Source organism: Streptomyces albireticuli (assembly GCF_021228125.1).
Taxonomy (GTDB): domain Bacteria; phylum Actinomycetota; class Actinomycetes; order Streptomycetales; family Streptomycetaceae; genus Streptomyces; species Streptomyces albireticuli.
The window spans coordinates 1-22,450 of the sequence record NZ_JAJQQS010000026.1 but is presented as its reverse complement, the minus strand read 5'-3'; the positions used below and the strand labels follow the sequence as shown (position 1 = coordinate 22,450).

General features: G+C 69.3%; 29 protein-coding genes. 4 read left to right on the top strand and 25 right to left on the bottom strand.

Annotated features, from left to right (window positions below):
• Nucleotides 1-9: 9 nt before the first annotated feature.
• The 25 genes from LUZ64_RS33450 to LUZ64_RS33325 form a co-directional block, all read right to left on the bottom strand.
• Nucleotides 10-1,332 carry a phage major capsid protein gene (locus LUZ64_RS33450; RefSeq protein WP_095583338.1) on the bottom strand — a complete coding sequence of 441 codons (1,323 nt, stop codon included), beginning with the start codon at nucleotides 1,330-1,332 and terminating at the stop codon, nucleotides 10-12.
• A 7-nt stretch (nucleotides 1,333-1,339) separates the two neighbouring features.
• The gene (locus LUZ64_RS33445) at nucleotides 1,340-2,281 is read right to left on the bottom strand and encodes an HK97 family phage prohead protease (protein WP_095583339.1); all 942 of its coding nucleotides are present in this window, start codon (nucleotides 2,279-2,281) and stop codon (nucleotides 1,340-1,342) included.
• A gap of 1 nt (nucleotide 2,282) precedes the next feature.
• On the bottom strand, nucleotides 2,283-2,495 hold the full coding sequence (locus tag LUZ64_RS33440; RefSeq protein WP_095583340.1) for a hypothetical protein: 213 nt from the start codon (nucleotides 2,493-2,495) through the stop codon (nucleotides 2,283-2,285).
• 1 nt (nucleotide 2,496) lies between these two features.
• Complete coding sequence (locus tag LUZ64_RS37365; RefSeq protein WP_095583341.1) at nucleotides 2,497-4,428, bottom strand: phage portal protein; 1,932 nt, start codon at nucleotides 4,426-4,428, stop codon at nucleotides 2,497-2,499.
• 2 nt (nucleotides 4,429-4,430) lie between these two features.
• The gene (locus tag LUZ64_RS33425) at nucleotides 4,431-4,652 is read right to left on the bottom strand and encodes a hypothetical protein (protein WP_095583342.1); all 222 of its coding nucleotides are present in this window, start codon (nucleotides 4,650-4,652) and stop codon (nucleotides 4,431-4,433) included.
• Nucleotides 4,653-4,676: 24 nt separating this feature from the next.
• Nucleotides 4,677-6,251 (bottom strand): terminase large subunit, encoded by a 1,575-nt coding sequence (locus tag LUZ64_RS33420; protein WP_232399018.1) that lies wholly within the window; start codon nucleotides 6,249-6,251, stop codon nucleotides 4,677-4,679.
• A 109-nt stretch (nucleotides 6,252-6,360) separates the two neighbouring features.
• Nucleotides 6,361-6,825, bottom strand: a complete 465-nt coding sequence (locus tag LUZ64_RS33415) for a phage terminase small subunit P27 family (RefSeq protein WP_095583344.1) — start codon at nucleotides 6,823-6,825, stop codon at nucleotides 6,361-6,363.
• A gap of 204 nt (nucleotides 6,826-7,029) precedes the next feature.
• Nucleotides 7,030-7,377 carry an HNH endonuclease gene (locus LUZ64_RS33410; RefSeq protein ID WP_095583345.1) on the bottom strand — a complete coding sequence of 116 codons (348 nt, stop codon included), beginning with the start codon at nucleotides 7,375-7,377 and terminating at the stop codon, nucleotides 7,030-7,032.
• A gap of 75 nt (nucleotides 7,378-7,452) precedes the next feature.
• The gene (locus LUZ64_RS33405; protein ID WP_095583346.1) at nucleotides 7,453-7,794 is read right to left on the bottom strand and encodes a hypothetical protein; all 342 of its coding nucleotides are present in this window, start codon (nucleotides 7,792-7,794) and stop codon (nucleotides 7,453-7,455) included.
• A gap of 13 nt (nucleotides 7,795-7,807) precedes the next feature.
• Nucleotides 7,808-9,154, bottom strand: coding sequence for a collagen-like protein (locus LUZ64_RS33400; RefSeq protein ID WP_095583347.1), 1,347 nt, complete (start codon nucleotides 9,152-9,154; stop codon nucleotides 7,808-7,810).
• A gap of 73 nt (nucleotides 9,155-9,227) precedes the next feature.
• A complete protein-coding gene (locus tag LUZ64_RS33395) occupies nucleotides 9,228-9,461 on the bottom strand; it encodes a MerR family transcriptional regulator (protein WP_095582940.1) in 234 nt (77 codons plus the stop codon).
• Between the two features lie 525 nt (nucleotides 9,462-9,986).
• Nucleotides 9,987-12,107 (bottom strand): hypothetical protein, encoded by a 2,121-nt coding sequence (locus LUZ64_RS33390; protein WP_095582942.1) that lies wholly within the window; start codon nucleotides 12,105-12,107, stop codon nucleotides 9,987-9,989.
• Between the two features lie 64 nt (nucleotides 12,108-12,171).
• Nucleotides 12,172-13,440, bottom strand: coding sequence for a hypothetical protein (locus LUZ64_RS33385; protein ID WP_095582944.1), 1,269 nt, complete (start codon nucleotides 13,438-13,440; stop codon nucleotides 12,172-12,174).
• 21 nt (nucleotides 13,441-13,461) lie between these two features.
• Nucleotides 13,462-13,689, bottom strand: a complete 228-nt coding sequence (locus LUZ64_RS33380) for a hypothetical protein (protein WP_095582946.1) — start codon at nucleotides 13,687-13,689, stop codon at nucleotides 13,462-13,464.
• Nucleotides 13,686-14,339, bottom strand: coding sequence for a hypothetical protein (locus LUZ64_RS33375; protein ID WP_095582948.1), 654 nt, complete (start codon nucleotides 14,337-14,339; stop codon nucleotides 13,686-13,688). The genes LUZ64_RS33380 and LUZ64_RS33375 overlap by 4 nt, the downstream gene beginning before the upstream one ends.
• An 87-nt stretch (nucleotides 14,340-14,426) precedes the next feature.
• Nucleotides 14,427-14,822, bottom strand: coding sequence for a hypothetical protein (locus tag LUZ64_RS33370; RefSeq protein ID WP_095582950.1), 396 nt, complete (start codon nucleotides 14,820-14,822; stop codon nucleotides 14,427-14,429).
• Nucleotides 14,823-14,853: 31 nt separating this feature from the next.
• Complete coding sequence (locus LUZ64_RS33365; RefSeq protein WP_095582952.1) at nucleotides 14,854-15,432, bottom strand: DUF6197 family protein; 579 nt, start codon at nucleotides 15,430-15,432, stop codon at nucleotides 14,854-14,856.
• Nucleotides 15,433-15,518: 86 nt separating this feature from the next.
• Nucleotides 15,519-15,767, bottom strand: a complete 249-nt coding sequence (locus LUZ64_RS33360; protein ID WP_095582953.1) for a hypothetical protein — start codon at nucleotides 15,765-15,767, stop codon at nucleotides 15,519-15,521.
• Nucleotides 15,768-15,879: 112 nt separating this feature from the next.
• The gene (locus LUZ64_RS33355; RefSeq protein WP_143593330.1) at nucleotides 15,880-16,062 is read right to left on the bottom strand and encodes a hypothetical protein; all 183 of its coding nucleotides are present in this window, start codon (nucleotides 16,060-16,062) and stop codon (nucleotides 15,880-15,882) included.
• Nucleotides 16,063-16,081: 19 nt separating this feature from the next.
• On the bottom strand, nucleotides 16,082-16,273 hold the full coding sequence (locus LUZ64_RS33350) for a hypothetical protein (RefSeq protein WP_095582955.1): 192 nt from the start codon (nucleotides 16,271-16,273) through the stop codon (nucleotides 16,082-16,084).
• 81 nt (nucleotides 16,274-16,354) lie between these two features.
• Nucleotides 16,355-16,747 carry a hypothetical protein gene (locus tag LUZ64_RS33345; protein ID WP_095582956.1) on the bottom strand — a complete coding sequence of 131 codons (393 nt, stop codon included), beginning with the start codon at nucleotides 16,745-16,747 and terminating at the stop codon, nucleotides 16,355-16,357.
• Between the two features lie 43 nt (nucleotides 16,748-16,790).
• Complete coding sequence (locus LUZ64_RS33340) at nucleotides 16,791-17,012, bottom strand: hypothetical protein (RefSeq protein ID WP_095582957.1); 222 nt, start codon at nucleotides 17,010-17,012, stop codon at nucleotides 16,791-16,793.
• A 17-nt stretch (nucleotides 17,013-17,029) separates the two neighbouring features.
• Nucleotides 17,030-17,311 (bottom strand): hypothetical protein, encoded by a 282-nt coding sequence (locus LUZ64_RS33335; protein WP_143593332.1) that lies wholly within the window; start codon nucleotides 17,309-17,311, stop codon nucleotides 17,030-17,032.
• 49 nt (nucleotides 17,312-17,360) lie between these two features.
• Nucleotides 17,361-17,687, bottom strand: coding sequence for a ParB/RepB/Spo0J family partition protein (locus tag LUZ64_RS33330; protein ID WP_170116845.1), 327 nt, complete (start codon nucleotides 17,685-17,687; stop codon nucleotides 17,361-17,363).
• A 147-nt stretch (nucleotides 17,688-17,834) separates the two neighbouring features.
• Nucleotides 17,835-18,065: a hypothetical protein gene (locus LUZ64_RS33325; protein ID WP_143593334.1), complete on the bottom strand. Its 231-nt coding sequence runs from the start codon at nucleotides 18,063-18,065 to the stop codon at nucleotides 17,835-17,837.
• Nucleotides 18,066-18,673: 608 nt separating this feature from the next.
• On the opposite strand from LUZ64_RS33325, the gene LUZ64_RS33320 reads away from it, so the two are divergent.
• The 4 genes from LUZ64_RS33320 to LUZ64_RS33300 all read left to right on the top strand — a co-directional run bounded on the left by LUZ64_RS33320 (nucleotide 18,674) and on the right by LUZ64_RS33300 (nucleotide 22,159).
• Nucleotides 18,674-18,973 (top strand): hypothetical protein, encoded by a 300-nt coding sequence (locus LUZ64_RS33320; protein WP_170116846.1) that lies wholly within the window; start codon nucleotides 18,674-18,676, stop codon nucleotides 18,971-18,973.
• Between the two features lie 122 nt (nucleotides 18,974-19,095).
• A complete protein-coding gene (locus LUZ64_RS33310; RefSeq protein WP_095582961.1) occupies nucleotides 19,096-20,304 on the top strand; it encodes an NsdA family TPR-like regulatory protein in 1,209 nt (402 codons plus the stop codon).
• 21 nt (nucleotides 20,305-20,325) lie between these two features.
• On the top strand, nucleotides 20,326-20,775 hold the full coding sequence (locus LUZ64_RS33305; RefSeq protein WP_095582962.1) for a GIY-YIG nuclease family protein: 450 nt from the start codon (nucleotides 20,326-20,328) through the stop codon (nucleotides 20,773-20,775).
• Between the two features lie 1,012 nt (nucleotides 20,776-21,787).
• The gene (locus LUZ64_RS33300) at nucleotides 21,788-22,159 is read left to right on the top strand and encodes a DUF6907 domain-containing protein (protein WP_095582963.1); all 372 of its coding nucleotides are present in this window, start codon (nucleotides 21,788-21,790) and stop codon (nucleotides 22,157-22,159) included.
• Nucleotides 22,160-22,450 lie beyond the last annotated feature (291 nt).

The following is a 22,450-nucleotide window of genomic DNA, read 5'->3' as shown; positions in this document are numbered from 1 at the left end:
GGGCTCCGATCAGGCGGTGAGGTCGACCTCGACGAAGGCGTTGGGCTGGATGACGCCGAACGCGGCGCGCATCTCGGCGAGGATCGCGACGAGGTTGCGGACGAAGAAGTCCAGGTGGGAGTCGGTCATCTGGATGGTGGCCTGCTCGCGGTCCCACAGGATCGCCTTGCGCCAGTCGCCGACGTAGCCGGTGCCCGCGGGGACGGCCTCGGTCTCGATGACCGGCAGGCCCCACAGGATCTGTGCGGTGCCGACACCGGAGGGGCCCCCGAAGTAGAAGCGGCCTTCGTTGTCCTCAAGGAGGTCGATGGTCTCGACGTCCGCGGGGTTGAGGAGGTAGGCGTTGGCGATCGACCGGCCCACGGTGCGGACCTTGGTCTTGGCCTTGCGCAGGGTGATCAGGGCGTTGGTGTCCCACGCCTGCGCCTGCACGCCGGAGACGGTGCCCAGGCCCTCGAAGTTCTCGCCGGTGCCGTCGCCCTGGATGATCTGGTCCTCCAGCTCCTCCTCCAGGCCGTAGCGCAGGAACGCGTCGATCAGGGTGCGGATCTGCGCGGCATCCGACAGGGCCCGCTTGGTGACCGGGATCCAGTGCGCGATCGTCTTGACCGGCGTGGTCACCTTCGCCGCGGCCAGCGCGGACTCGGGCTTGTAGCCGCCTCCGGCCGCGTTGACCAGCGCGCCGGGCACGGATGCCGGGGCGGTCGGTGCGGCTGAGGTCGTGGCCTCCGCGACCGGGGCCGCGTTGTTGGTGATCGAGGTCATCCGCACGTAGTCGACCGTGTCGGAGGTGGTCGTGCCCTGCGTGACGACGTCGCGGACCCGCAGCGGGCGCTGGAAAGCGCTGAGGCCGACCTGGAGGCCGAGCTGGTCGTTGACGACGAAGGCGCCGGCGGAGGTGTCCGAGGCGCCGGTGACCAGGGACTTGAAGCCGGCCAGACCGGACTGGACGCGCTGCTTCTGCCCGAAGGACCCGTTGGGGGCGGTGGCCATCAGGGCCGCGTACTCGGCGGAGTCGGTGAACTGCTCACCGAGGCTCTTACGCCGGTCCGGCAGCTCGAACCCCGACGCGGTCCGGCGGCGGCCGTCGTCGTCGGTCTTGGCGTTCAGGGCGATGTCGTCGCCGAGTTCGGCCAGGGACTTACGCAGCTCCTCGTTGCCGCGGGCGGCTTCGAGCTTGGACTTCGCCTCGGTGGCCTTGGCCATGTGCTCGCGCAGCTGGCCGGCCTCCTCGGGGGTGAAGTCCCGGTCCTCCTCCTCGGCGCTCTTGGCGATGAGCCGCGCCTGGGTGAGGTGGTGCTTCATCTCCTCGGCGAGTTCCTTGGCGTTCATGCTGTCCTCATTCCGTGAGCAAGGACTCCAGCTCCAGGAGCTGGAGATCGGTGCGCAGACGGGCAGAGGCGGCGTCGGCCATGGCGGCCCCCTCGGCGGGGGCTTCGCGGTGATCCGGCGTGGTCTCGTCCTCGGTGGCGCTGGTGGGGGCGGCCGCGGGGGCCTTGGCCAGATGTGCGGCCACGAGCTCGGCGATCCGCGCCAGCTCGTCCTCGCCGAGCCCCTTGGCGGGCGGGGTGTCCGCGGTCTTGGCGGGCGGCGTCTCGCCGGCGGCCACCGCGGCACCCGGCTGGCCGGGGTCCTCAGGCTGGGAGGTAGTGGATTTCTCCGGCGTCGCCGCCGCGAGGACCTCACCGATCGACTCATACGCCGAGGTGAGGGTCGTGAAATTCGCCTGCGACAGCACCCGGCCGGCCTTCAGGCCCCGGGCGATGCCGGCGGCCTTGGCCGCCAGGAGCTCGGTCTCCTGGTTCGCGCCGACCAGGCACGGGCCGACCTCGTGCAGCGAGAGCTTGCGCAGCTCGTAGTAGCCGCCCCACGGGTGCGCGTCATCGCTCACCCACGCGCCCTCGTTCACGTCGTAGGCGAAGGAGAACTGCGTGACACGGCGGCCCTTGAGCAGCCGGTAGACCTGCGCTGCGGTGGGATTGGTGTCCAGGTCGGTGATCTGCCCGGTGACCTCCAGGCCCTGGAGCGTCTCGACCGCCTTGATCACCGTGCCGATGTGGGAGAACGGGTCCGACCAGTCGTGCGACCAGATCACCGGGATCGGGTCGCCCTTGGCCTGCCACTCGGTGAGGGTGTCGGTGAACGCCCCAGGGCGGACGATATCGCCCATGGAGTCCTCGTTGCCGAACACGGAGACGAGCGCGACAAACTGCCCCTCCTCGGCCAGCCCGTCGGCGACGCCCGCCGCCTTCACACGCGCAGTGAAATCCTTCGTGCGCACGTCAGCTCTCCTCGTCCGCCCACTGCACGCGGGCACCGTTCAGCGGGTCGTCCGGCACCCGGTCTCCCAACACGGCATCGAGTGACAGACCCACGGTGAAAGCACCAGACGGCTCGCCAACGTGGGCAATACAGACCTCCCCTGTCGGGAACTGCACCCCGTGCCAGATACGCCCGTCGGTCAGGTGGAGGCTGAATGGCCGGGCCCACTCCATGTCAGCCCTCCTTCGCGTAGTCGAGCGTGCAGTTGCAGTTCACGAGCTCTTTCGTCTCGCCCCGCCCGTCCCCCGGCCACCGCAGCCCGTTGGAGAACACGTCATCGAGTGAGACCCGCTCGCCGTTTTGGCCCTTGTGCGAGGGGCGGGGGTTCCTGCCCCCGGTGACCCACACCTTCTTCGTCAGCCCCGAAGCACCGGCGGCGTCGTGCCCGCCGAAGGACCGCAGCTCCGTCGAAGCGGTCACCGCCCGCACCACCGCCGCCGAACCCCACGAGGAGGCCGCCGCCGCCAGGTCCGCCTGCCAGGCGTCGCCGCCCTCCTCCTGCACAGCAGCCACCGCCTTGCGGCCGGCCTCCTCATGCTGCTCGGCATGGGTCCCGGCAGCGGCCAGGATCCAGGCCAGCATCACCTCCGCCGACCAGCCCTCCGCCTCCGGATTCCAAACCGACAACACCTCCCAGGCGCCGGCCTGCGCGATCCGGTACCCGTGATCGGCCAGCAGCGCCTGGAGCTGCGCGAGCCGGTCATCGTGCCCGGCCGCCCACAGCTCCAGCAGATCCGGCATCCCCCCGGCCTTCGACCCCGCCACCACCAGCAGCCTGTCCGCGGCCCGCTCCGTCCACCGCACCAGCGAGGACTCCAGCGCCTCCCGCTCCGTCACCGCCGTCCCCAGCCCCGCCGGCCTGGCCGCCTTGACCAGCGCCAGGCCCCGCCCTTTTGGGAGCGCCTCCGGCTCCGGCGCCGTATCCCGCGGCGACGCCAGACCACCCTCCGTGACGTTCATCGGAACGATCAGCTCATCCCCGCCTTCCACCCGCGGCAGGTTGTTACGGGCCCGGATCTCGTTGCGGGTCATCCACGGCCCGCCCGTCGCCGTCGACGCCGCGATCGCCTGCTCCTCGAAGGACCCGCGCAGCTTGGCGGCGATGTTGAACTCCGCGTACACGCCGCTGCTGCCGGGAAGGTCGGGGAGGATCTGCGCGCCGATCTCCTGCTCCAGCATCACCAGCCACGGCCCCAGCGTGTCCTGGTACAGGTGACTGTGCTGCTCACGGATGTTCGAGTACGTGGCGTGGTCGAGGATCCCGATCAGCGGCGGCGGAATGTAGTACGCCGCACTGACCTCCTCCCGCGTCAGCTTCCTCGCCTCGATGTACTGCGCCTGTTCCGGGTTGAAGCCGACCGGCACGTACTCCATGCCGTCCTCAAGGATCGGCGTCCCGCCCTCCGCACCGCCCCCCGACGCGAACGTCCGCCACATCTCCCGGAAGCGCTGCTTCTCCTTGGTGTTCCACTCGGGCGCGTCCATGGGCCGCTTGATCACACCCGTCATCCGGGCCCCACCCCGCCACATCGCCGCCCGCTGCTTCGACGCCTCCGTCGACTCCAGCAACAGCTCCCGCAAGGACTCGATCGGCGACGACCCATACGTGAGCGTCTCCGGCGCGTACCCGTGCAGGTGCACCACCTCGTCCACACCGAAATCACGGCCGCCCGCAGTCTCGTAATGATCCGGCGCGATCCAGTTCCCCCCATAGGGGCGGATCAGCGTGGGCGGCACGGGCAGGATCCGCAGCCGCCCGTCCAGCCGCAGCTTGATCCCATACGCGTTGTCATACAGCGCCAGGTCGGAGACCATCCGTTCCACGAACCGGTACTGCGTCATCCCCGGCAACGGCTCCCCCAGCAGAACCGCCAGCGGGTGATCCGTCAGCCGCTCCCGGTCGGTATCGCTGATCCGCCGGAACACATGAATCCCCAGCTGGGCGACGTTGCGGGCGATGAAGCCGATCACCGTGCGCACCTGCGGCTGGGACCGCCAGATCGCCTCGTACTCCCACGGCGCCGCCGGCAGCGGAACCGGCGAGAACGACGGCAGCACCCCGGCACCGGTGACCGACAGACGGCCCGAGGAGACCACGAACGCCACGCTCAGCCACCCCCGCCCGGCAGGACCTGCGTGAACTCCACCCGCGCGCGCTCGACGACGACCTCCCCGTCGACGTGCTGCGGCTCCCGCCCCGCCTCCAGCAGCTCCACATCCCGCAGCACCAGCAACGGGCCCCGCTGCGCCCACAGCACCCCGGAGAACGCCTTGTCGGACAGGTTCACCACGACCCGCTGACGGACCGCTGTACGGCGCCACGCGAACATCTACGGCCCCCTTGTTCCCGGCCGTCACACGACCATGATCTCGTCCTCATCCGCGTACCGGCTCTTACGCCGCGGCGGCCGCGCCACAACCTCAGCCATCGCCGTCGCCAGCGCCGACACCCCGTCGATCTTGTCGCCGCTGTTGGCCTTGTCCGGCTTCACGTTGCCCGCCGGGTCCATCGCCACCGCGAGATTGTCCACACACCACCGGGTGACCGGATGCCCGCCGTGCCGCAGCGCCGGCGCCTCCGGGGTGCCCTGACGCGTGAGCCGCTGGACCTCCTTGAGCACTGGGCTCATCGTCGCGAAGCCCTGCCGCACCTTGACCATCGGCGCCCGCTCACTGATCAGGTCGTTCGTCAGCTGGGAGGCGTTCCACGGGTCGTAGCCGATGCTCTTGACCTTGAAGAGGTCGCGGTCCCGGCGGATCTGTTCCTTGATGAAGTCGTAGTCCGCGACGTTCCCCGGCGTCGCCACCAGGAAGCCCTCCCGGACCCAGCGCGAGGCCGCGCCCGCTGTCCGCTTGTCGAGGGACTTGAGGTTGTCCTCCGGCGTCCAGAACCGGAACAGCGCATCCAGGGTGCCGGTCCGGTCGTCAGGGAACAGCCAGCACAGCGCACACAGGTCCGACGTGGACGCCAGGTCAAGGCCGCCATACGCCTCCCGCCCCCTGAGCCGCTCCTCGTCCACCAGGCCGGCGTTCGCGTCCCAGTCCTCCAGCAGCAGGAACCGCTTGGCCTGCTTCGTGCGGATCCCCAGATGCAGGCGCAGGAACTTCGCCAGGTCAGCAGGCGACTGCTGGGCCTCAGCCGACGCGCCGCGCAGGTACGCCGCCGACGGCGACACCCCGTAGCCCGGGTTCGCCTTCCGCCAGGTGGCCTCGGCGTGCGGGTCGTCCTCCTCGTCCGCACCCCACACGACCCCGTAGGTGTCCGGGTCGTGGAGCGCGCCCCGGGCCAGCTGCTCGATGTACTGACGCTTCCGGTCGTAGATCGACTCCTGCTTACCCTCGTCCGCCGTGGTGATCGTGACCACCAGCGGCTGACGACGCGACCCTGTGCCCGTCTCGATCGTCTCGACCAGGTCCGCCGTCTTGTGGACGTGCAGCTCGTCGATGATCCCGCCGTGCACGTTCGCGCCGTGCATCGCCTCGGCGACCGAGGAGACGACCGTGAAGTAGCTGCCGCTCGCCGGATGCGTGATCTTCTTCGTGAACGCTTTGACGTTCCCCTTCAGCGCCGGCGCCCGCTCCGCGATCAGCCGGATGGGGTCGAACGTGAACCGCGCCTGCTTCTCCGACGTCGCCGCCGCGTACACCTGCGCACCCGGCTCCCCATCCGCCGCCATCAGGTACACAGCGATGCCGCCACTGAGCGTGGTCTTGCCGTTCCTGCGAGGGACGTCCACGTAGAGCTTGCGGACGATCCGGGTGTACCCGTCGGCCTCGTCGTCCCACCGCACCCACCCGAACACCGGGGCCAGGATGTAGGCGACCTGCCACGGGTCCGGATCCAGAGGCTTGCCCGCCCACTTGCCCTGGGTGTGCCGCAGCAGATGGAACGACAGCAGCACCCGGTCCACCCGGTCCGGATCGAACACCGCCCCCGGCGCTTCACCGGGCGACGGCGTCCGGACCTTCGGCGGGCAGTCCGGCAGCGGAATCCCACGATCTTTCAGGTACCAGGCAACCTCAGGAGAAATCCCCAGATCAGCCGGATCCGGCGAACGGGTTCGCTTCGTCGCCATCGCCGCCCCCGCCCCGCGCCAGGGCCTGCTCCGTCGACGGCGTCAGACCGAAATGAGCCGCCCACGACCGCATCTCCCGGCCCGCGTTCCGGGCGATCGCCACCGCCGGATGCGCCAGCGCCCCCTGACGAGCCTCGATCGTCAGCCCCTCCACCTGCACCGTCCGCGTCGCCTCCACAAACGTCGCCCACGCCTCGCAGTACGCGGCCAGCCCGGCACGGTCAGACTCCTTGACCAGGTCCAGGCGGGACAGCTCAGGCAGCACGCGGTCCCACTCGGCCGCGGCCTCAGGGCTCAGCCACTCAGGGGCGGACGGCGGGACCCGCTTGAACGCGGGCCCGGGGTTGACCTTCCGACCCCCGGAATCCCGGCCAGGACTACGGCCAGTGATCAGCTTCAGCGAGGCCGGAGCAGGGGTCTTGGCCATGGCATCCCCCTATCCACGAGGTGAGCGCACGCCATCCCAGCTCACCGGGGCGCTGTCCAAGATGTCCGTTTTGGTGATTCCGGCTCCCCTACCCCCTCGGGGTGGGAATCGCGTCCCGGATGTCCGATTATACCCGGTCGGGCGGCTCCGGATCATGGCCCGTGGACCCTGATTTCGGCTTGCCGGACGGCTGGTGAGGTCTGGTCAGGTGGTCAGGTAGCGGTCACGGGTGCGCCGCCTGCGGTCCTCCGCGCTCTTCAGCTCGTGGCAGTCGGCGCAGAGGCTCTGGAGGTTGGCCTGGTCCCACTGTGATCCGCCTTCGGACAGCGGGACGATGTGGTCGACCTGGGTGGCCTTGGTCCCGCAGCGCCGGCAGTGGGGTTCGTCGGCGAGCTGCTGTGCTCGGCGTGTGCGCCACTTGCGTGTGCTGCCCGCGCCCCATGCCTTGGACTTGTTGGCCCAGGCTTTGCGTGTGTGCCGTTCGCATCGCCCGGTGGTGGTGAGCTCGTGGCATCCGCCCTCACTGCACCGTGTGGGTGGGGAGGTAGGCATGCTCCCCCCTCTCTGGTCTGTGCCCCGGGGTACCTTCGCGGGCCCCCCGGGGGGCCTTCCCGGGGGCCCGGGGGGTCATGTGGTGGCGGGGAGGGTGTACGCGGACAGCTTGAGCTCGGCGTTGTCCACGTCGATGAGGAGGAGCGTCCCGAAGAGTCGGACGGGGAAGGGGCCGATGTACCTCGTGGACGAGGTGGGGATGGACCAGGTCTTGGCGGGGACGGTCTGTCCGTCGACGGTGTTCTCGTAGATCGCGCTGACGACTCGGGCGACGGTGGATCCGCTGTTGCGGACCATGAGCCAGGTGGTGCCGTTGTTCGTCAGGGAGTGGTTGTTGGTGGCGTCGCCGTTGACCTCGGTAGCGGGGGCGATGCCCGTGCGGGTGATCGAGGTGACGGGCACGTTGACGCGGGGCATCGGGGCTCCTCAGTCAGGCTGTGGTCTGGTCGTCGATAAGGCCGAGCGTGTCGAGCGCGGTGAGCAGGGAGGCGAGGGCGGCCCCGGATAGTCGGGAGCCGGTCACGGCCTGCTGGGTGACCGGGCTCGCGCCGTGGAAGCCGAGCGTGTTGGTGGAGCCGTCGAGGACATGGCGGGTGGTCCCGTAGAGGCCGTCGACGTACTCGGCCTTGCCCGCGATCTGGATGTTCTGGGCGTCGGCGCTCAGGCGGAAGTACGAGCGCTGGGTACCGGTGAAGGTGTCGGCGGACCAGACAGAGATGATCACGTCTGCTCCGCCGCCCTCGAAGTCGAGGCTGCTGCCGCCACGTCGGAGTCGATATGCCTTGCCGGAGCCGATCAGCCGGAGGTCGCCGAAGGCCGCGAAGTCCGAGTTGAACTGGCCGCCCTGAAGGGTGGTGTAGCCGCTGACGGTGAGGTTGCCGCTGATGGTGCCACCGGCGAGCGGGAGGAGTGCGGCGAGTGCGGAGACTAGGCCCGTGACCTGGGCTTGGGTGAGTGTGACGGGGTCGCTGCCGACTGCGGCGTGCGTGGAGGCGTGCGCGGTTGGGGTCCGGGCGTCGGAGAGCCGCGCGTCGTCGCCGGCGGCCACCGTGCCCGCGGTCGTCCCCACGTTGAGGGTGGCGGAGTTGCCGAGCCCGAGGTTCGTCCGGGCGGTATTGACGCTGCCGAGATCGCTGAGGTTCGCGGCCTTGGACAGCTTGCTGCTGTCGGCGTAGGCCCGGTCCCCGTGCGGATCGCTGGCGGCCGTGTGGGCCGCGACCTTCGCCGTGGCGCCGGCCTGGGTCTCCAGCAGGGCTGTGTCGGTGATGCCGTGGACGGCTGTGGTGTCGGCAGCGTGGGTGGCGACGGCGGCGTCGGTGTACGCCTGAGCCTCGGCCTCCGACCCGGGCGAGCCCTGCGGGCCCTGCGGCCCGGCCGGTCCCTGCGGGCCCGTGGGGCCGGCGGGTCCGGTGACGACGACGTACTCGCCTTCCGCGGGCGCGGTGGGGGCGATGTCGGCGAGGTCGACCGTGGGTGCGGCGGCGGGCAGCGAGATCGGGTACGAGCGGCCGGGTGCGTCGTACCAGCGTTCCGTGACCCGGTACGTCCACCCGGTCGGTGTGACCCCCGCGGCGTCGGTGGCCAGGAGCGTCACCGAGATCGCCCCGGTGGCGTCGGGCTGCGCCTCGACGGGGCCGAGGACGATGGTGTCCTCGGCGGCGGAGGTGAGGACGGCGGGCTCCGGGGTGAAGATGACGCGCCCGGTGAACGGGCTCCCGTTGGGGTGCTGGTAGCTGCCGGTGACGGTCACGGTCTGAAGTCCGGGCGGGAGCGGCATGGCCACCTCCTGCCGGGTGGGGCCCGCAGCCCCTGGTGGGGGTCCGTGGAAGCGGGGCTGCGGGGGCTTGAGGTCAGGCGGCGCGGCGGCCTTCGGGGAGGGGTGGCGGGGCGCCAGGGGTGATCTCGCCGGTGAGCTCGTCGCGGGTCTTGCGTGGGAGGGACCACAGGTCGTAGCGCACGCGCCCGCGTCCGGAGCCGTGCCGGTGGATGCGTCCTTCGTGGGCCCAGCGGCGGATCGTCACACCGGGCCGGCCGGTGTACTCGGCGGCCATGTCCTCGGTGACGAGGAGGGGTTCGGAGGTCATGAGGCACCTCCTGTTGATACGCCGAGAGGCCGCCTGCGCCAGGCGGCCTCTCGGGTCATACGTGTCCAGTGAGAATCACGATACGTTCGGGCTGGTCAAGCCGTCAACTACTGTCAGCCCTCTGTGATGTACGGCGGTTCGGTGAGGATTCTGCATCATCGACGTGGATCTCGTAGCCGCAGCGCGCACGACACTCCAGCAGGTAGCCGTAGCCATCGCGGCAGCGCCATATGCGCAGAGGAGTACCGCAGTGCTCGGGCGGGTCGTACACGTCGACCGTGTCGCCGGTCCGCAGCCCGCGGTTGAAGTCGGGGTTCGGAGTGATGGGCGCAGCGATCTCCTTCGTGAGGTTGATTTGTGATGGTTTGCGGGGTGGACACGCCCCGGACGGTGACATAAGTTGCCCCGGTATGCACCCTGGACAGAGGGTGGACGGAGTCCGGGTCGCTTACGGCGGTGTCCGCCCCCTGTCCGCCTCCCGACCAGGGGATATACCGGGGCAAACCAGGGTGCTGTCCGGGGTGGTCATGCCCCCTGGAGGAACTTCAAGGCCTCCGAGATGTCCTCTCGCCGGTAGCCGTTCACCCGGCCTCGACCCTCGATGGTGACCTTGGTCGTACCGCCAGCGCCCGCCCGCCGCAGGATCTCGCCCAACTGATCACCAGCCATATTGCCGCCCATGAGCCGGGCCATCTCATCCAGCTGGGCAACCGGCCGCTCCAGCTGATCTATCGCTGCGAGAGCGCCTTGAAGAGCAGCGACCTGCTCCTGCTGCGCGCCCGACAGGCGGACGTCCCGCCCCGGGACACCGTTGTGCTCCGGGCCGCCCGCCACCGACGAGGAACCCGTCGCGGCCAGCAGCTGCTTCTCGATCGGGTCGTCCCACTGCCCCGCCAGGCGCCCCGCCACCTTGCGCAGCTCCGCGGCGCGCGACAGCAGCAGGGACACTTCCCCGCGCTCGTCCTCGTCGAGGTCAAAGGACCGGGCCAGGTCAATCACGCCGGCGAACGGATTCACCAGCCACCCCAGCCCCGGGATCGGCGGATCGAACTTCGAGGCGTCCCTTCCGGACCCGCTCGCCCCGCCACCCAGGATGGCGTTCGACTGGGTGGCGTTGTCGACTCGCATCGCCCAGCGGGTACCGCAGTTCATGGCCAGGCCCTGTGGGATGACGTCAGCCTCCGGGTACTGCGTGATCAGCACGACCAGGATTCCCGCACCGGCCGCCACCGCGGACAGCTCGATCAGGTCCTCCAGGATCTCGTCGCGCAAAGGCTTGCCGGGGCGGGTGTAGGTGGCCTGCTCGTCGACAACGACCAGCTCGATCCCCCCGAGTTGGGTGACCACCTCGGGGATGAGCTTGCTCTTCCCCAGGCGTCCGAGCTCGGCCTCCCGGCGGCCCTTCTCGGCAAGTTCCGCCTTCAGCAAGGCGAGCAGCCTCTCCGGGCTGGGCTTGAAGTACGTAGCCGCGACACCGGCCTTGGCGTATGCGTCCCATTCCCCGTTGTGCTTCCCGGCGACGATGCGCAGGTTGATGCGCACGTCGAGAGCGGCCCCGGCGATGAGGTTTGCAGCGCCGACGCCCTTGCCGGAGCGGGTCATCCCACCGATCAGGAAGTTACTGTTCTTGATCGGTAGACGGACCGCCGTACCGCGCTTGGACCACGCGACGGGGACGCCGTCCTTCCAGGCGTCCAGGCCGCCGGACGAGGTGAGGAGCGGCGAGGGCCGCGGCGCCTCGAACGGGTCGACGTCACTCATCCACAGTGATGCCCGCCCGGCGGCTCCCGCCTTCGTCACATCGATCATGGAAGAGTCCCGGCCCAGCGCACTGGCCAGCTCCTCGCTCTTCTTCCTGAGCATGTTCACCGTCACGCCCGAAGGCAGATCGAAGACCGTCGTGGCCGTACCGTCCGTCCCCCACACAGGCGCCACCAGGACCTTGACCGTGGCGCCCGGCTTGATCAGATTGATGTCCCGGAGCGCCGTCGTCAGAGCGTCGTCGCTGAGAGCAGGAGGCAGTGGAGGGTCATAGGAGAGGACTTCGGCCCCCTCAGGCACAGGCGCAGCCAGCCGAACCGCAGCCGCCTCTTCCTCCGCGGTCGGCCGCCCGTGACGCGCACCGATGGCCATGAAGGCGAGGGCGATGAGGATCTCCACCCACAGCCCGCCGAAGACGACACCGGTCGCACCACCTCCGGCGGCGGCCAGGGTCCAACCGCCGCTCTTCGCCCAGTGGACCCGCTTGGACCGCCGGTACTCGGCCCGGCGTGCCTCCAGCATCGCCTTCAGCTTCGCCTCCGCCGCCGGGTCACCGGCCGCGTCGCGCAGCGCCTGCCGGAGCGACTGAATCATCTGCGGGTAGTCGTCCCGGTGCGCGTCCAGCCACCGACGACCGAGCCGCCGGTAGCCGCGCACCGACCACCCCACGTAGTACGGCGAGTGGGCAACATGGTGCCCCGCCCAGTCGAGGACGTTATCCCGGGCATAGGCGGCGTGCTGCCGGAGCGCCTCGGCGGACTGCGTCCACACGGGCCGCGGTCGGGGCTCGACGACCCGCCCCCCGCCCTGATGCTCGACAACGGTCCCCTCGACCGGGGTCGGGCTCTTCACCAGGCTCAGCGGCGGCTGTTCGGCGGTGGTCATGGCCGGGTCCCTTCCAGTGAGATGAAATGAGGTGGCGTGGCGTGTCATGACGTCAGCCTGAAGATCAGCCGGGCTGGTGGGGAGCCGCGCTCTTGGCAGCGATGGATGCCTGGGTCCGGGCGGCCTTGACGAACCGCGGAGCGTCACCAGAACGGCGCACCCCGCGCACCTTCGGCCCCGTCTTCGCCCCCCGCCCGGACGTCGGGGGCAGATGTGGAACACGCTGCGACGATGTGACCTTGACGGGCGTCTTGCCGGGCTCCTCGGAACGGGCGCTCAGAACGCGCCGCGCCGCCGCGTTCCGGCCACGGATGACATCGACGGTGACACCCGGATCGGCGGCATGCAGCTCGTCCCACGTCCGCTTCCACACGGCATCCGTCACCTCGACCTGACCGATCGCGGCAGCAAGCTTGAGCGCGTGCTCCCACTCCGTCGGGTACTTCTCCGCCCGCTCCTTGGCCAGAGCCTCCCGGGCCTCCTTCGCCGTCTTCTCCGCGGCTGCCTTCTCCTCCGCGGCCCGCGTCTCCGCCGCCGTCTTCTCCGCCGCGGCCTTCTTCTCGGCGGCCCGCTTCTCCTTGCGCTGCGCCCGGGTGAGCTTGCCGTCCCTGACCCTGATCCGGCCGTGCTCATGGAGATCCCACACGCCGGGCCCGGCGAGGGACGCGAACGCGGTTCCCGCAGCGGTCGCGAGATCGAACGCGCGAAGGCCGTGGGCGAAGTTGATGCCCGCCGCGATGAACGCCAGCGTCCACGCGATCAGCCGGTAGTGCCAGTGCGGGCGCCGTTCGTCCACCGCGGCAGCAGCCCCGCGCAGCACGACCCATGCCCCGCCCTCCAGCACCAGCGGGGCGACCAGAAGCCACGGCGCGCCAGGAGAGTAGAACGCCGACATCTGCACGGGCAGCGCCACGACCGCACACACGATCGCGAACCCCAGCGCGGCGCGCTTCCACGAGGTGGCCGACTCGGCCCGCCTCGCCTCCTCGGCGTCGACCGCTTGTTTTGCCTGCGCGGCCTCCTCCCGGGCCTTCTCAGCGAGCCGATCGGCTTCCTCACGCCTACGGTTGGCCTCAGCAACCTTCGCCGCGTTCTCCGCCTTCTCCTTCTCCAGCCTCATCGCGGACCGCTCGTTGGCGATCCTCTGCCGCTCGGCTTCCTCGGCGGCCTTGAGACGGATTGCGTCGGCTTCGGCGGCCGCCGTGACACGACGGGCTTCGACGTCGGCCTGGGTACGGGCCTGGATCGCGTTGGCTTCAGCCTCCGCCAGCAGGGCTCGGGCACGGACTTCGACGGCATCGGCGCCGGCTTCCGGCGCAGCGTAGGTGGTCACGGGATCGTCCTTTCTGGCGGGTCAGGCTGCGGGTCGGTAGTCGTTGTGGGGTGGGGGTTTGGTGTCGATCACGGCTTGGGCGGTGCTTCGGTCTGCGACGACCCCATCGAAGACCACGGCAGCGATCACGAGGCCGCCGATCGCGGCGCGTATCGCGACAGGCGCCTGGAGGCCGAACAGCCAGGCCAGGCCAGCAGCGAGGAGGGCGACGCGGGCCCGCGCGAGCCCGATCTGGAAGGCGATACTCACGAGGCCCCCGCCTTCACCAGGCCGGTCTCGGCGGCTTCGGCGGCGGCATCCCAGCGGGCCGCAGCGTCAAGCAGACGGTGCAGCACGGCCGCACGGTCGAACGCGGACTGCTCACCGGCCTCGGGAGCGAGGGCGGCCTCGACGCGGTACGCCTCGGCCTCCTCGATCGCCCGCACCGCCTCCATGACCTGACGCAGACCGGCCGGCATCTCGGCAATCCTCAAGTTGTGATCGAGTTCCGACTGCAGCTCCCCGCGGCGACCGGGTCGGCCGATCTGCACAGCGTGGACCACCTCGTGGACCACCGTCGCCCGGATCTCTTCGGGCCGACGCCGGAGCTGGGAGGAGTTGAAGGCGATCATTATCCGGTCGGTGCGGGTCACCGTCGTGCAGGCCAGGAACTCCGGGGCATTCTGGCGGCAGTCCCACCAGTACCGGGCCGCGGCCCCGAGCCCGGCTGTCCGCCATCCGGCGGCCAGCGTCTGGGCAGTGGCGAGCCCGGTACGCCCGGCGATCACCACGGTCAGCGGCGGCACAGTCTCTCCCAGGTGCCGCTCGACTGCGGCGATAGCCTCCGGCATGAGCGCCTCCACCCGCCGAGCCACACGCAGCGACGCGAGCCCGGAAGGCTGGAATTCGATCTCCGTCATGATCGGTTCCCTTCTGGTCGTTGAGCCGGTATCAGCTCTCTCCCGCCGCCCGGCACCGGCCGGGCGACGAGAGGCAGCCACCCCGGATCAGCGGGCGCCGATCATCTGCCGCAGGCGGCGGAAAGCCGCCTGGATCTCCTCCGCATGGGCCCCAGCGACGTCCTCGGAAAGGCCCGGCAGGTGCCACGACCCGGTCTCCGAGTACTCCTCGAGCGTCGGAATCCCGGCCGGGCGGCGCTTGACCAGATCGTGCTCCAGCCACACGTGGGCCGCCGTCCGGTGCCCGCACATCGCCTGACCCGTCAGCCCGCACTTCCGCGTGAACTTGTGCTCCTGGACGAACTGGACGTCACCCCAGGGCATGGCGTGGGTCTCGACCGAGTACCAGACGTCACCGACACGCACCCCGCGGGCAAACTTGTTCGCCTGGGCCCCGGCCTTGCAGTCGCCGACGAACCCGTCGATCGCCGAGAAGAACCCCATGGTCGTACTCCTTTGCGGTAGTTGATCCGGGTCAGCTGCGGGCGCCGTCGGCAGCCTGCCGCAGCAGGTACAGCACCTCACCGGCGGTCCGGTCGGGGTGGTCGTTCCACTCGTAGTAGTCCTGGGTGATCCCGCGGGCCGTCAGCACGGCCTGCACCCGGCGGCCCGCCGCGCGGGCGGTGGCCTCGTCGCCGTACCCCAGCCGCACCAGCACCCGCTGCGCACCGAGCAGACACCGGGCACCGCCCGGCGACCGCAGACGGCCCTGCGCCCACCCATGCCGCTCGATCAGCAGCGCCGTCAGCTCCAGATGCTCCGCGACGCTGACACCCCTACCGGCCCCGTGCGCCTGCCGGAACACCGGCAGCAGCCAGTCCGGCAGCACGCGCGCCACCCTCCCCGGCACCGACAGCACCGGCGCGGCAACCGGGGCCGCCGGCCGGGCTGCGCCCAGGGCCTCCTCGACCAGCTCCGCCGTCGTCTTCGACACCAGCGGGTGCGCCGTCCGACGCTGCCCGGCCAGATACCGCTCGATCTCCTCGACCAGCACCGACCCGGCCTCAGCCAGGAACTCCTCCGTCACCGTGTCGGCCACCAGGGACGCGGGCATGATGCGAACACCTCCTGTACTTCATGGGTGCGGGTGGGAGGGGCGCTCCCGGTGCTGCCAGGCGAAGGGGAGCGCCCCGGTCGGACTCAGACCCAGCGGCTCATCGGTTCGGCCTCGAAGCGGACGACCTCGAACGGGACGTGGCCGACCTCGGCCGCCACCGTCCGCTGGGCCGACGCCCTCAGCTTCGCGGTCGTCTGGAAGGCATCACCGCGATCGGTGCCGGAGTGCTGATCGGTGTACTTCGAGCCCTCGATACGGATCCACATGGTCCAGCGGTGAGGGCAGCCGGGGACGAAGCGGACGGCAGGCTTGGGAGAAGACTTACCGAACATAACGGCCTCCTTCAGGCATGGGGGTGCCGAGAACACGACACCCATGGGATTGATCAGCGAGCCTGTCCGGCTCCCCTCACCGCCGGTACGCGACCGGCGGATCGGGCAACGGTCAGACCTCGACACTCATGCTGAGCACCCGCATCGCGGTCTCCTGCGAGTAGTCACCGGACTCGGCAACCAGCCGGTCCGCCGGACCCTGGTCGCCGGCGTTCAAAGCCGCCGCAGCGGCACGAACCTCGTCGTCGCTCGGACGATGCCCGGAGGGCTTCGATCCCCGCTTGAAAAACGCCATGATCATTATCCCTTCCGGATCAGCGGGCGTCCGGGTACCGGCGCCACCTCGGCAGCTTCTTCTCCGCCTCGATCACCGCCCCGTTCGCGGCGAGGAAGTCGTCCGTCTCCTCCTGGTCGCGGCAGCTCACCCGGTGCAGCTCCTCCTTCGCCGCCCGATACTCGGCCCGCGCCTCACGACTCCCGATGACCTTGTCGACGCGTCGCCCCATGACGACCCCCTCTCCGGCCGGACTCTCCGGCCACCGCACCCCACGGCCGGCCACAGCCGCGGAGCACAGAAGCCAGACAGGTCAGCGGGTCCGGGCCACAGCCTGTGAGACCACCGGACCGGCCGCCGGCAGAGCCGTAGGAAGATGCAGCCGCAGATCCAGCTCCAGCGGCGCCCGCGACTGGAGACCGAACGTGTCCATCTCCACCACCGCCCTGTAGCTCTCGGTCAGCATCTCGATCGCCTTGATCGTCAGCCGCGCCGACTCACCCGACGACGCACTGAACTGCCGGGCCTCCCCACCCGGGAACGTCAGCGACGCGGCCAGCTCCACCGGCAGCCCACCCGCCTCCGTCGACCAGGCAAACCCGTCCGGAGCCGTGTCCGTCAGATACGCGTCGAGGATGAGCTTGGCCGACCACGCGATGTACCGAGCAGCCCCGGCCGACTCCGCCGTCAAGTGGTGAATGGACATATCTCTTCCTTTCCGTTCTGTAGTGATCAGTTCGGGTGATTCATCAGGCAGCGGCCGAACCGGCGACTGCCTGGACCGCGGCACGGGCGCCGCCACCCGGGTGCTCCAGGTCGTAGGCGATCGCGTCAGCGGCAGCCGCGTTCATCCCCCACTCGTCGCCACGAGACCACGCGGCAGCGAAGTCCACGGCCGGCTGCCTCTCCGCGGCGCGCTGCGCCACATCCAGCGGAGTCGGAACCTGCGAGGTGCGGGTGTTCTTGGGCATGGCGGTGTCCCTTCGAGTCAGAGGTAGTCGGCGGCGTCGATGTCGGCGAGGTGCTGGCTGGCGCGCCCCAGGAGGAAGGCCCGCGCCGGGGCGTCGTCGTCGAAGCCGACAGCGTCGACCAGGTAGGTGGCGGCAGAGCCGAGCGACTCGGCGTCGTCCCGGAAGTGGCCAGCCAAGCCGAGATCCATGATCTGAACGGCGTCCTGGACCTGCTCCACGAAGCTGGCGAGATCGGTGGCGACCGGCTGTCCGGTGATGCTGGCGATGGTCCGGCCGTGCTCGGCGATAATCCGGGTCACGGGCATGACGGTGTCCTTCCAGGTAGTCGTGCCGGGATGAGGGATGGGGCTACAGCAGGTGAAAGGGGAACGGCTCGCGCTCCATGCGGACGCCCCCGAACGACGTGATCCAGTACCAGTGGAACGGGAACGTGAGGACGCCCAGCTGCATCAGCGCGACCGCCCGGTGGTGCCCGTCAGCCACGTACACATCCGGGTACCGGTCCGAGACACCGAGAATGATCGGCACCTGGAGCCCACGCTCCGCGATCGACACCTTGAGCTCCTCAACCTTCCGCCGGTCCTTGTCACGCTGCTCGAAGTAGCGGACGGCGTGACGCCACTTGCGGTACTCCGTCGGACGGATCTGCTGGTCATTGATGCACGAAGTCGGCATCTCACCGCGGTACTTCATGACAGCCTTCCGGGTGGTGGTGCCGGGAGGGGCAGGGGGCGCGGCTACAGCGAGCCACCGGGAACACGCTGGGGAAGCGGCTCCAAGACGTCGGTGCGAGCCTCCGCGCGGTCGTGCTGCGGCTCAGGCTCAGCAGTCCACATAACCGCCACCCGTCGAAGCCTGGTTCGCGACCAGGACCGCGTCGTCCGTCGCCAGCAGATGCCCCAGCCGGTCCACCTGCTCCTCGGACACCTTCGCGAACAGCGCCGAACCCGACACGGTCGCCACGTGCAGACGAGCCGCAACCGGAGCACCCGGCGCCGCCGTCGTCGACAGCCACGCGTTCAGCACATCCAGCAGACGATCCGCCGGCGCCATCACACCCACCCCCGCCGCGGCTGCACCGCAAACCGGGCCGCCTCCTCGAACGCCAACCGAGCAGCCGCCCGATACAGGTCGAGACTCTCGTGCGACGGATGACGGGGGTCGGCAGCGATCACCGCGATACGGGCCACCAGACCATCAGCACGACGCTGCTCCGCGTGCGCCATGGACGGGACAGGGATCGTCGCCACCTTCACCACCCCCGCGAGGAGATCACACGGCGACGAGCAGCCGGGGCGGAGGGAGGCGGGGGGAGGGTCAGCGCGGAAAGACCCAGGGCGCGGAGGAGGGCCTCGTCGGAGTGCGGGTCGGAATCGGTGGGGTTGCTCGGCGCGGCCGAGCCGCTACCGGTACTACGCGAGACGCAAGTACTATCTGTCATGTCTGGTCCTCCTGATAGCGCAGGTGGCTCCGGATGTCCCGGCCCGGTGTGCAACCACCGAGCCGGAGCTGCGGCCCTTCTTGGTGTGCAACCACCAGGAAGGGCCGTCTTGCAGCCCCGGTTTGGTGTGCAACCACCAGCCGGGGCTTTCTGCGATTTCGACAGTAGAGGAGAACTTGCATGTTGACAAGTACTGCCCGCCGAGTGGGAAGATACGGCCATGGCCGATGACGAGAAGAAGGGAGAGAAGCCCGACTTCGTGACCTTCACGGAGATCGCCCAGCGCGTGAATGAACGTGGCCTCGTGAGCCGCCCGATCACACGCCAAGGTGTTAGGTACATCGCCGACCACGACCCCAACTGGCCGACCCCGCCGGGCCAGTGGATCAAGGCTGGCTCAGCATGGGTCATGCTCTGGGAGCCCATTGAGAAGTTCTTCAGCGAGCGCACTGCGAGAGGCAGAGGGCCCGTCACGCGTCCTGCCGAATCGACCTCAGAGGGCTCCGAACCGGAGCAGTAGTTCTCCACGCCCCCAGGGCATCACTGCTCTGGGTGATGCTCTAGATCCGGCCTGTCGTCAATCGGCGGCAGGCGGATCTGACAACAGTTCCACCCTCTCCACCACCGGATCGCGGCGACAGGATGACGGGTATGACCTTCGGATCCCAGCTCCGCCAGCACCGCCTTGAGGCAGGCCAATCCCTTGCCGATCTCGCCTGCCAGGTTCATGTCCACCGGACCCACGTGCACCACGTCGAGACGGGCAAGCGGGTACCCAGCCGCGAACTCGCCGAGGCTGCTGACCAGGCCCTCGGGGCAGATGGCCGTCTCGTCCAGGCCTTCGACGAGGAAGACCAGCAGCGGCGGCAGCAGGCGGCGACCCGCCGGACCCTCGCTGCCTCGCTCGGCGCTTCCCGGAAGCTCGTGGAGCTGGCCGATCTGGAGCTCGACGAGCTTCACGCCGGCGTCGAGGAGACTGCCGTCGACTACCTCGGCACAGCTCCGGGGCCGATGCTGCATCGAGCCGACGCGCTACGCCGAGACGCCCTGTCCCGGCTGCGGGACTACCGGCACGGCCCCCACGAGCGATCGGACCTGTACGTCGCCGCCGGGAGGCTTTCGGGAATCCTGGCCTACTCCGCACTCGACCTGGGCGACGCCGACGCCGCGTTAGAGCATGCCCGTGCCGCCGGGCGGTGCGCCCAGCACGCCGGCGACACGGAGCTGCTGATGTGGGTTCGCGGCACCCAGTCCTTGATCGCCCGCTTCAACGGCGACTACGGCATCGCCCTCGACTACGTGCGGGACGGCCTCCAGTACGTCGGGGACGTCCCTGGAACCGGCGAGGCCCGGCTGCTGTGCGGGGAAGTCCAGTGCCTGGCCAACTTGGGCGACAGCCGGGCGGCGAACCGCATGCTCCACATGGCCGAGCAGGCCCGGGAACGCGCACGGCGCCCCGACTCGCTGGCCGGCCTCTTCGAGTTCTCCGAGACGAAGCAGCGGTACTACGCCGCGTCGAGCCTGATCTGGCTCAACGGTGGGGATGATGCGCGAACCGCCGCTGCTGAAGCCCAGGCCGCGATCGGCGCGTGGGAACGCATGCCAGTGGAGAAGCGATCGCTCGACGACGAACGGCTGTGCCGCATCTACCTGGCCACCGCCCACGTGCAGCTCGGCGAGGTGGAGGCCGCGGCCGAGGCGATGACGCCCGTCCTGGCATTGCCGGCCGAGGCTCAGATCTCGTGGATCAACAAGCGCGCGCACCGAGTTGGCTCCATGCTGGCCGCACCCCGCTACCGACGATCACCGGCCGCCGTAGACCTCAGGGAAGCCATCGGCGCCCTCGGCTAGGAAGAAGACAAGGAGGATCTTGTGAGTATCCAGACCGGGGCGGGGCGCACCGCGCTCTACCGCCTATACGGCGCCGACAAACGTCTGCTGTACGTCGGCATCTCGCACGACCCTGAGTCACGCTTCAAGCGCCACCGCAGGAAGAAGCCCTGGTGGCACGAGGTCGACGGGATATCGATCCACTGGTACGACGCTCGCCACAAGGCTGGCGTGGCAGAAGCCAATGCGATCGCCACTGAGAACCCGCGGTACAACGTCCAAGGGACTGCTGCCTATCGGGAGCAGGTTAGGGCCACCAGCATGGCCATCTCGCCCGAGAAGATTCGTAACCGGGGGGTTGGATTGAGGGCTCGAACTCTCCAGATGCGAACACTCCGCGATCTCCTGGAGCAGGGAGTTCCGGAAGCCGAAGCAAGAGAGCAAGCGAAGCTGGCCCGGGAGCGCTACGTCGAGGCCCACCGCATGCCCTGACGCGAGCGCGCGGGCGGCCCATAATCCGGCCAGGTGTTCGACAGATAGCTGCATGCTGCAGTTGAGTAAATTCGGGATTCAACTCCCACCCCCTAGTCATCGCGATCGCACTCGGTGGAGGGTGGCTGGGCGGCCGGCGCCGCGAACCATCTGTGCAACTTTTGTGTCAACTCGTGGGCCTGGAGGCCGGGATGATGGGCTTGAGCTTGGGGCATGTAGTCGGCGTCAGGGCTGACCTTGCGTATTCGCGGTACGCAAGTTCCACCCGCTGGCCGTCGCCGCCGCGCTGGGGGAGGCTGGTCGCGTGGCCCACACCACGGGACCGCGTGCATGGTTTCCACCTCAACAGGTGGGAGGCGGGGTTCTCTCGTTCCGCGAGAGAACGCAGGACCTGGCGGTAGCACCGCCGCCTGTTGGAGAGTGGGGGCGGAGATCGGCCCGCCGCTCAAGGAAGTGTGATTGGAGCTTCATCGAGCCTGGCCTACCAAACCTCCCGCCTCGGCGAGACGGCTTCGCTTGAGAATCATCCTCACAATTTTGTGAGTAAACGGCAGGGGTTCAGGTGCCATGCTCGAGCGTCCTCACGGCACCTGAACGATCGAGGGGCGGGTTTCGGCCATCGTTGAAGAGCTCTGAAGATCGATCAAAGTGCATCTGAAAATCGAGATGTGCAACAACGAAAAGAAGATCAAGCGAGGTGGGAGGGTCATGGTGACCCTTAAGACCCTACGTGACCTGCGGCGACTATCAACTCTTATGTGTCACGAGGGGGTTCGAAGACCATCCGGATCCCTCCGTCGCCGACCCGCAAAGGGGCTGTCCTGAACTAGCGTGTCATTCGAGTGTGGAGGTCTGCCCGGTTCGGGTGGACAGCGCGGTGGCCGGGTGGTGGAACACCCGGCCACCGCAAGAACCAGCGGGGTCCAGCCCGCTGATCAGTAGTGATCCATCTGCCATGAGGGGATTCACCATGTCCAATGTACTGCCCTCGTCTGCCTGCCCGCTTCCGTCTGTGGCCGAGGCCACGATCCCGTCCCAGCCGTCGGCCCCCGCCGCCCCGGCCCCGTTGTCGCATCCGACGGTGTGCCCGTCGTGGTGCCGGGACCGGCAGGAGCCGGCGGCGCATCACTTCGGTCCGACGGCGACGTGGCACTGGTCGCCGCAGTACCGGCTGTCGAACCCGCGGCCGCTGGAGGGCGATGTCCCGGTGATTCTGCGGTCGGAGTTGTACCGGTCGGACGAGGAGTCCGGGACGGGTGAGGTGAAGCTGTACCTGTCGGGTGAGACGGACATCGATCTGGGGCGGGACGAGGCGGACGTGCTGATCGCAGATTTGGATGCGTTCGTGGCGACGCTGCGGGTCCTGCGCCGGCAGATGGGCTGACGCCGGGTGGCCGGGCGGCTGGGTGCCGCCCGGCCACCGGTTCATGCGACTACGGGTTGAAATAGGCGATCAGTCCTGAGTTGTACTGCCAGAGGACTTTGAGGACGGGCGGGCCTGCGGGTTCTTCGTTGCACGGGCAGACGATCTCGTGCGGGATGCGGCAGTGAACCGTTCCGACTTTCCTGCCGGTGGTTTGTTGGCCGGTGATCAGCCGGCTACTGGTTCTGTGTCAGCGTAGTGTGCTGCTTCGTACTCGGTGGGACTGGTCATGCCCAGACTTGAGTGCAGTCG

Excerpts from the sequence above, each read along its gene's own strand:
- LUZ64_RS33450 (WP_095583338.1), bottom strand. The coding sequence starts at position 1,332 with ATGAACGCCAAGGAACTCGCCGAGGAGATGAAGCACCACCTCACCCAG.
- LUZ64_RS33440 (WP_095583340.1), bottom strand. The coding sequence starts at position 2,495 with ATGGAGTGGGCCCGGCCATTCAGCCTCCACCTGACCGACGGGCGTATC.
- LUZ64_RS33425 (WP_095583342.1), bottom strand. The coding sequence starts at position 4,652 with ATGTTCGCGTGGCGCCGTACAGCGGTCCGTCAGCGGGTCGTGGTGAAC.
- LUZ64_RS33415 (WP_095583344.1), bottom strand. The coding sequence starts at position 6,825 with ATGGCCAAGACCCCTGCTCCGGCCTCGCTGAAGCTGATCACTGGCCGT.
- LUZ64_RS33410 (WP_095583345.1), bottom strand. The coding sequence starts at position 7,377 with ATGCCTACCTCCCCACCCACACGGTGCAGTGAGGGCGGATGCCACGAG.
- LUZ64_RS33405 (WP_095583346.1), bottom strand. The coding sequence starts at position 7,794 with ATGCCCCGCGTCAACGTGCCCGTCACCTCGATCACCCGCACGGGCATC.
- LUZ64_RS33400 (WP_095583347.1), bottom strand. The coding sequence starts at position 9,154 with ATGCCGCTCCCGCCCGGACTTCAGACCGTGACCGTCACCGGCAGCTAC.
- LUZ64_RS33395 (WP_095582940.1), bottom strand. The coding sequence starts at position 9,461 with ATGACCTCCGAACCCCTCCTCGTCACCGAGGACATGGCCGCCGAGTAC.
- LUZ64_RS33390 (WP_095582942.1), bottom strand. The coding sequence starts at position 12,107 with ATGACCACCGCCGAACAGCCGCCGCTGAGCCTGGTGAAGAGCCCGACC.
- LUZ64_RS33375 (WP_095582948.1), bottom strand. The coding sequence starts at position 14,339 with ATGACGGAGATCGAATTCCAGCCTTCCGGGCTCGCGTCGCTGCGTGTG.
- LUZ64_RS33370 (WP_095582950.1), bottom strand. The coding sequence starts at position 14,822 with ATGGGGTTCTTCTCGGCGATCGACGGGTTCGTCGGCGACTGCAAGGCC.
- LUZ64_RS33365 (WP_095582952.1), bottom strand. The coding sequence starts at position 15,432 with ATGCCCGCGTCCCTGGTGGCCGACACGGTGACGGAGGAGTTCCTGGCT.
- LUZ64_RS33360 (WP_095582953.1), bottom strand. The coding sequence starts at position 15,767 with ATGTTCGGTAAGTCTTCTCCCAAGCCTGCCGTCCGCTTCGTCCCCGGC.
- LUZ64_RS33355 (WP_143593330.1), bottom strand. The coding sequence starts at position 16,062 with ATGGCGTTTTTCAAGCGGGGATCGAAGCCCTCCGGGCATCGTCCGAGC.
- LUZ64_RS33350 (WP_095582955.1), bottom strand. The coding sequence starts at position 16,273 with ATGGGGCGACGCGTCGACAAGGTCATCGGGAGTCGTGAGGCGCGGGCC.
- LUZ64_RS33345 (WP_095582956.1), bottom strand. The coding sequence starts at position 16,747 with ATGTCCATTCACCACTTGACGGCGGAGTCGGCCGGGGCTGCTCGGTAC.
- LUZ64_RS33340 (WP_095582957.1), bottom strand. The coding sequence starts at position 17,012 with ATGCCCAAGAACACCCGCACCTCGCAGGTTCCGACTCCGCTGGATGTG.
- LUZ64_RS33330 (WP_170116845.1), bottom strand. The coding sequence starts at position 17,687 with ATGCCGACTTCGTGCATCAATGACCAGCAGATCCGTCCGACGGAGTAC.
- LUZ64_RS33325 (WP_143593334.1), bottom strand. The coding sequence starts at position 18,065 with ATGGCGCCGGCGGATCGTCTGCTGGATGTGCTGAACGCGTGGCTGTCG.
- LUZ64_RS33320 (WP_170116846.1), top strand. The coding sequence starts at position 18,674 with ATGGCCGATGACGAGAAGAAGGGAGAGAAGCCCGACTTCGTGACCTTC.
- LUZ64_RS33310 (WP_095582961.1), top strand. The coding sequence starts at position 19,096 with ATGACGGGTATGACCTTCGGATCCCAGCTCCGCCAGCACCGCCTTGAG.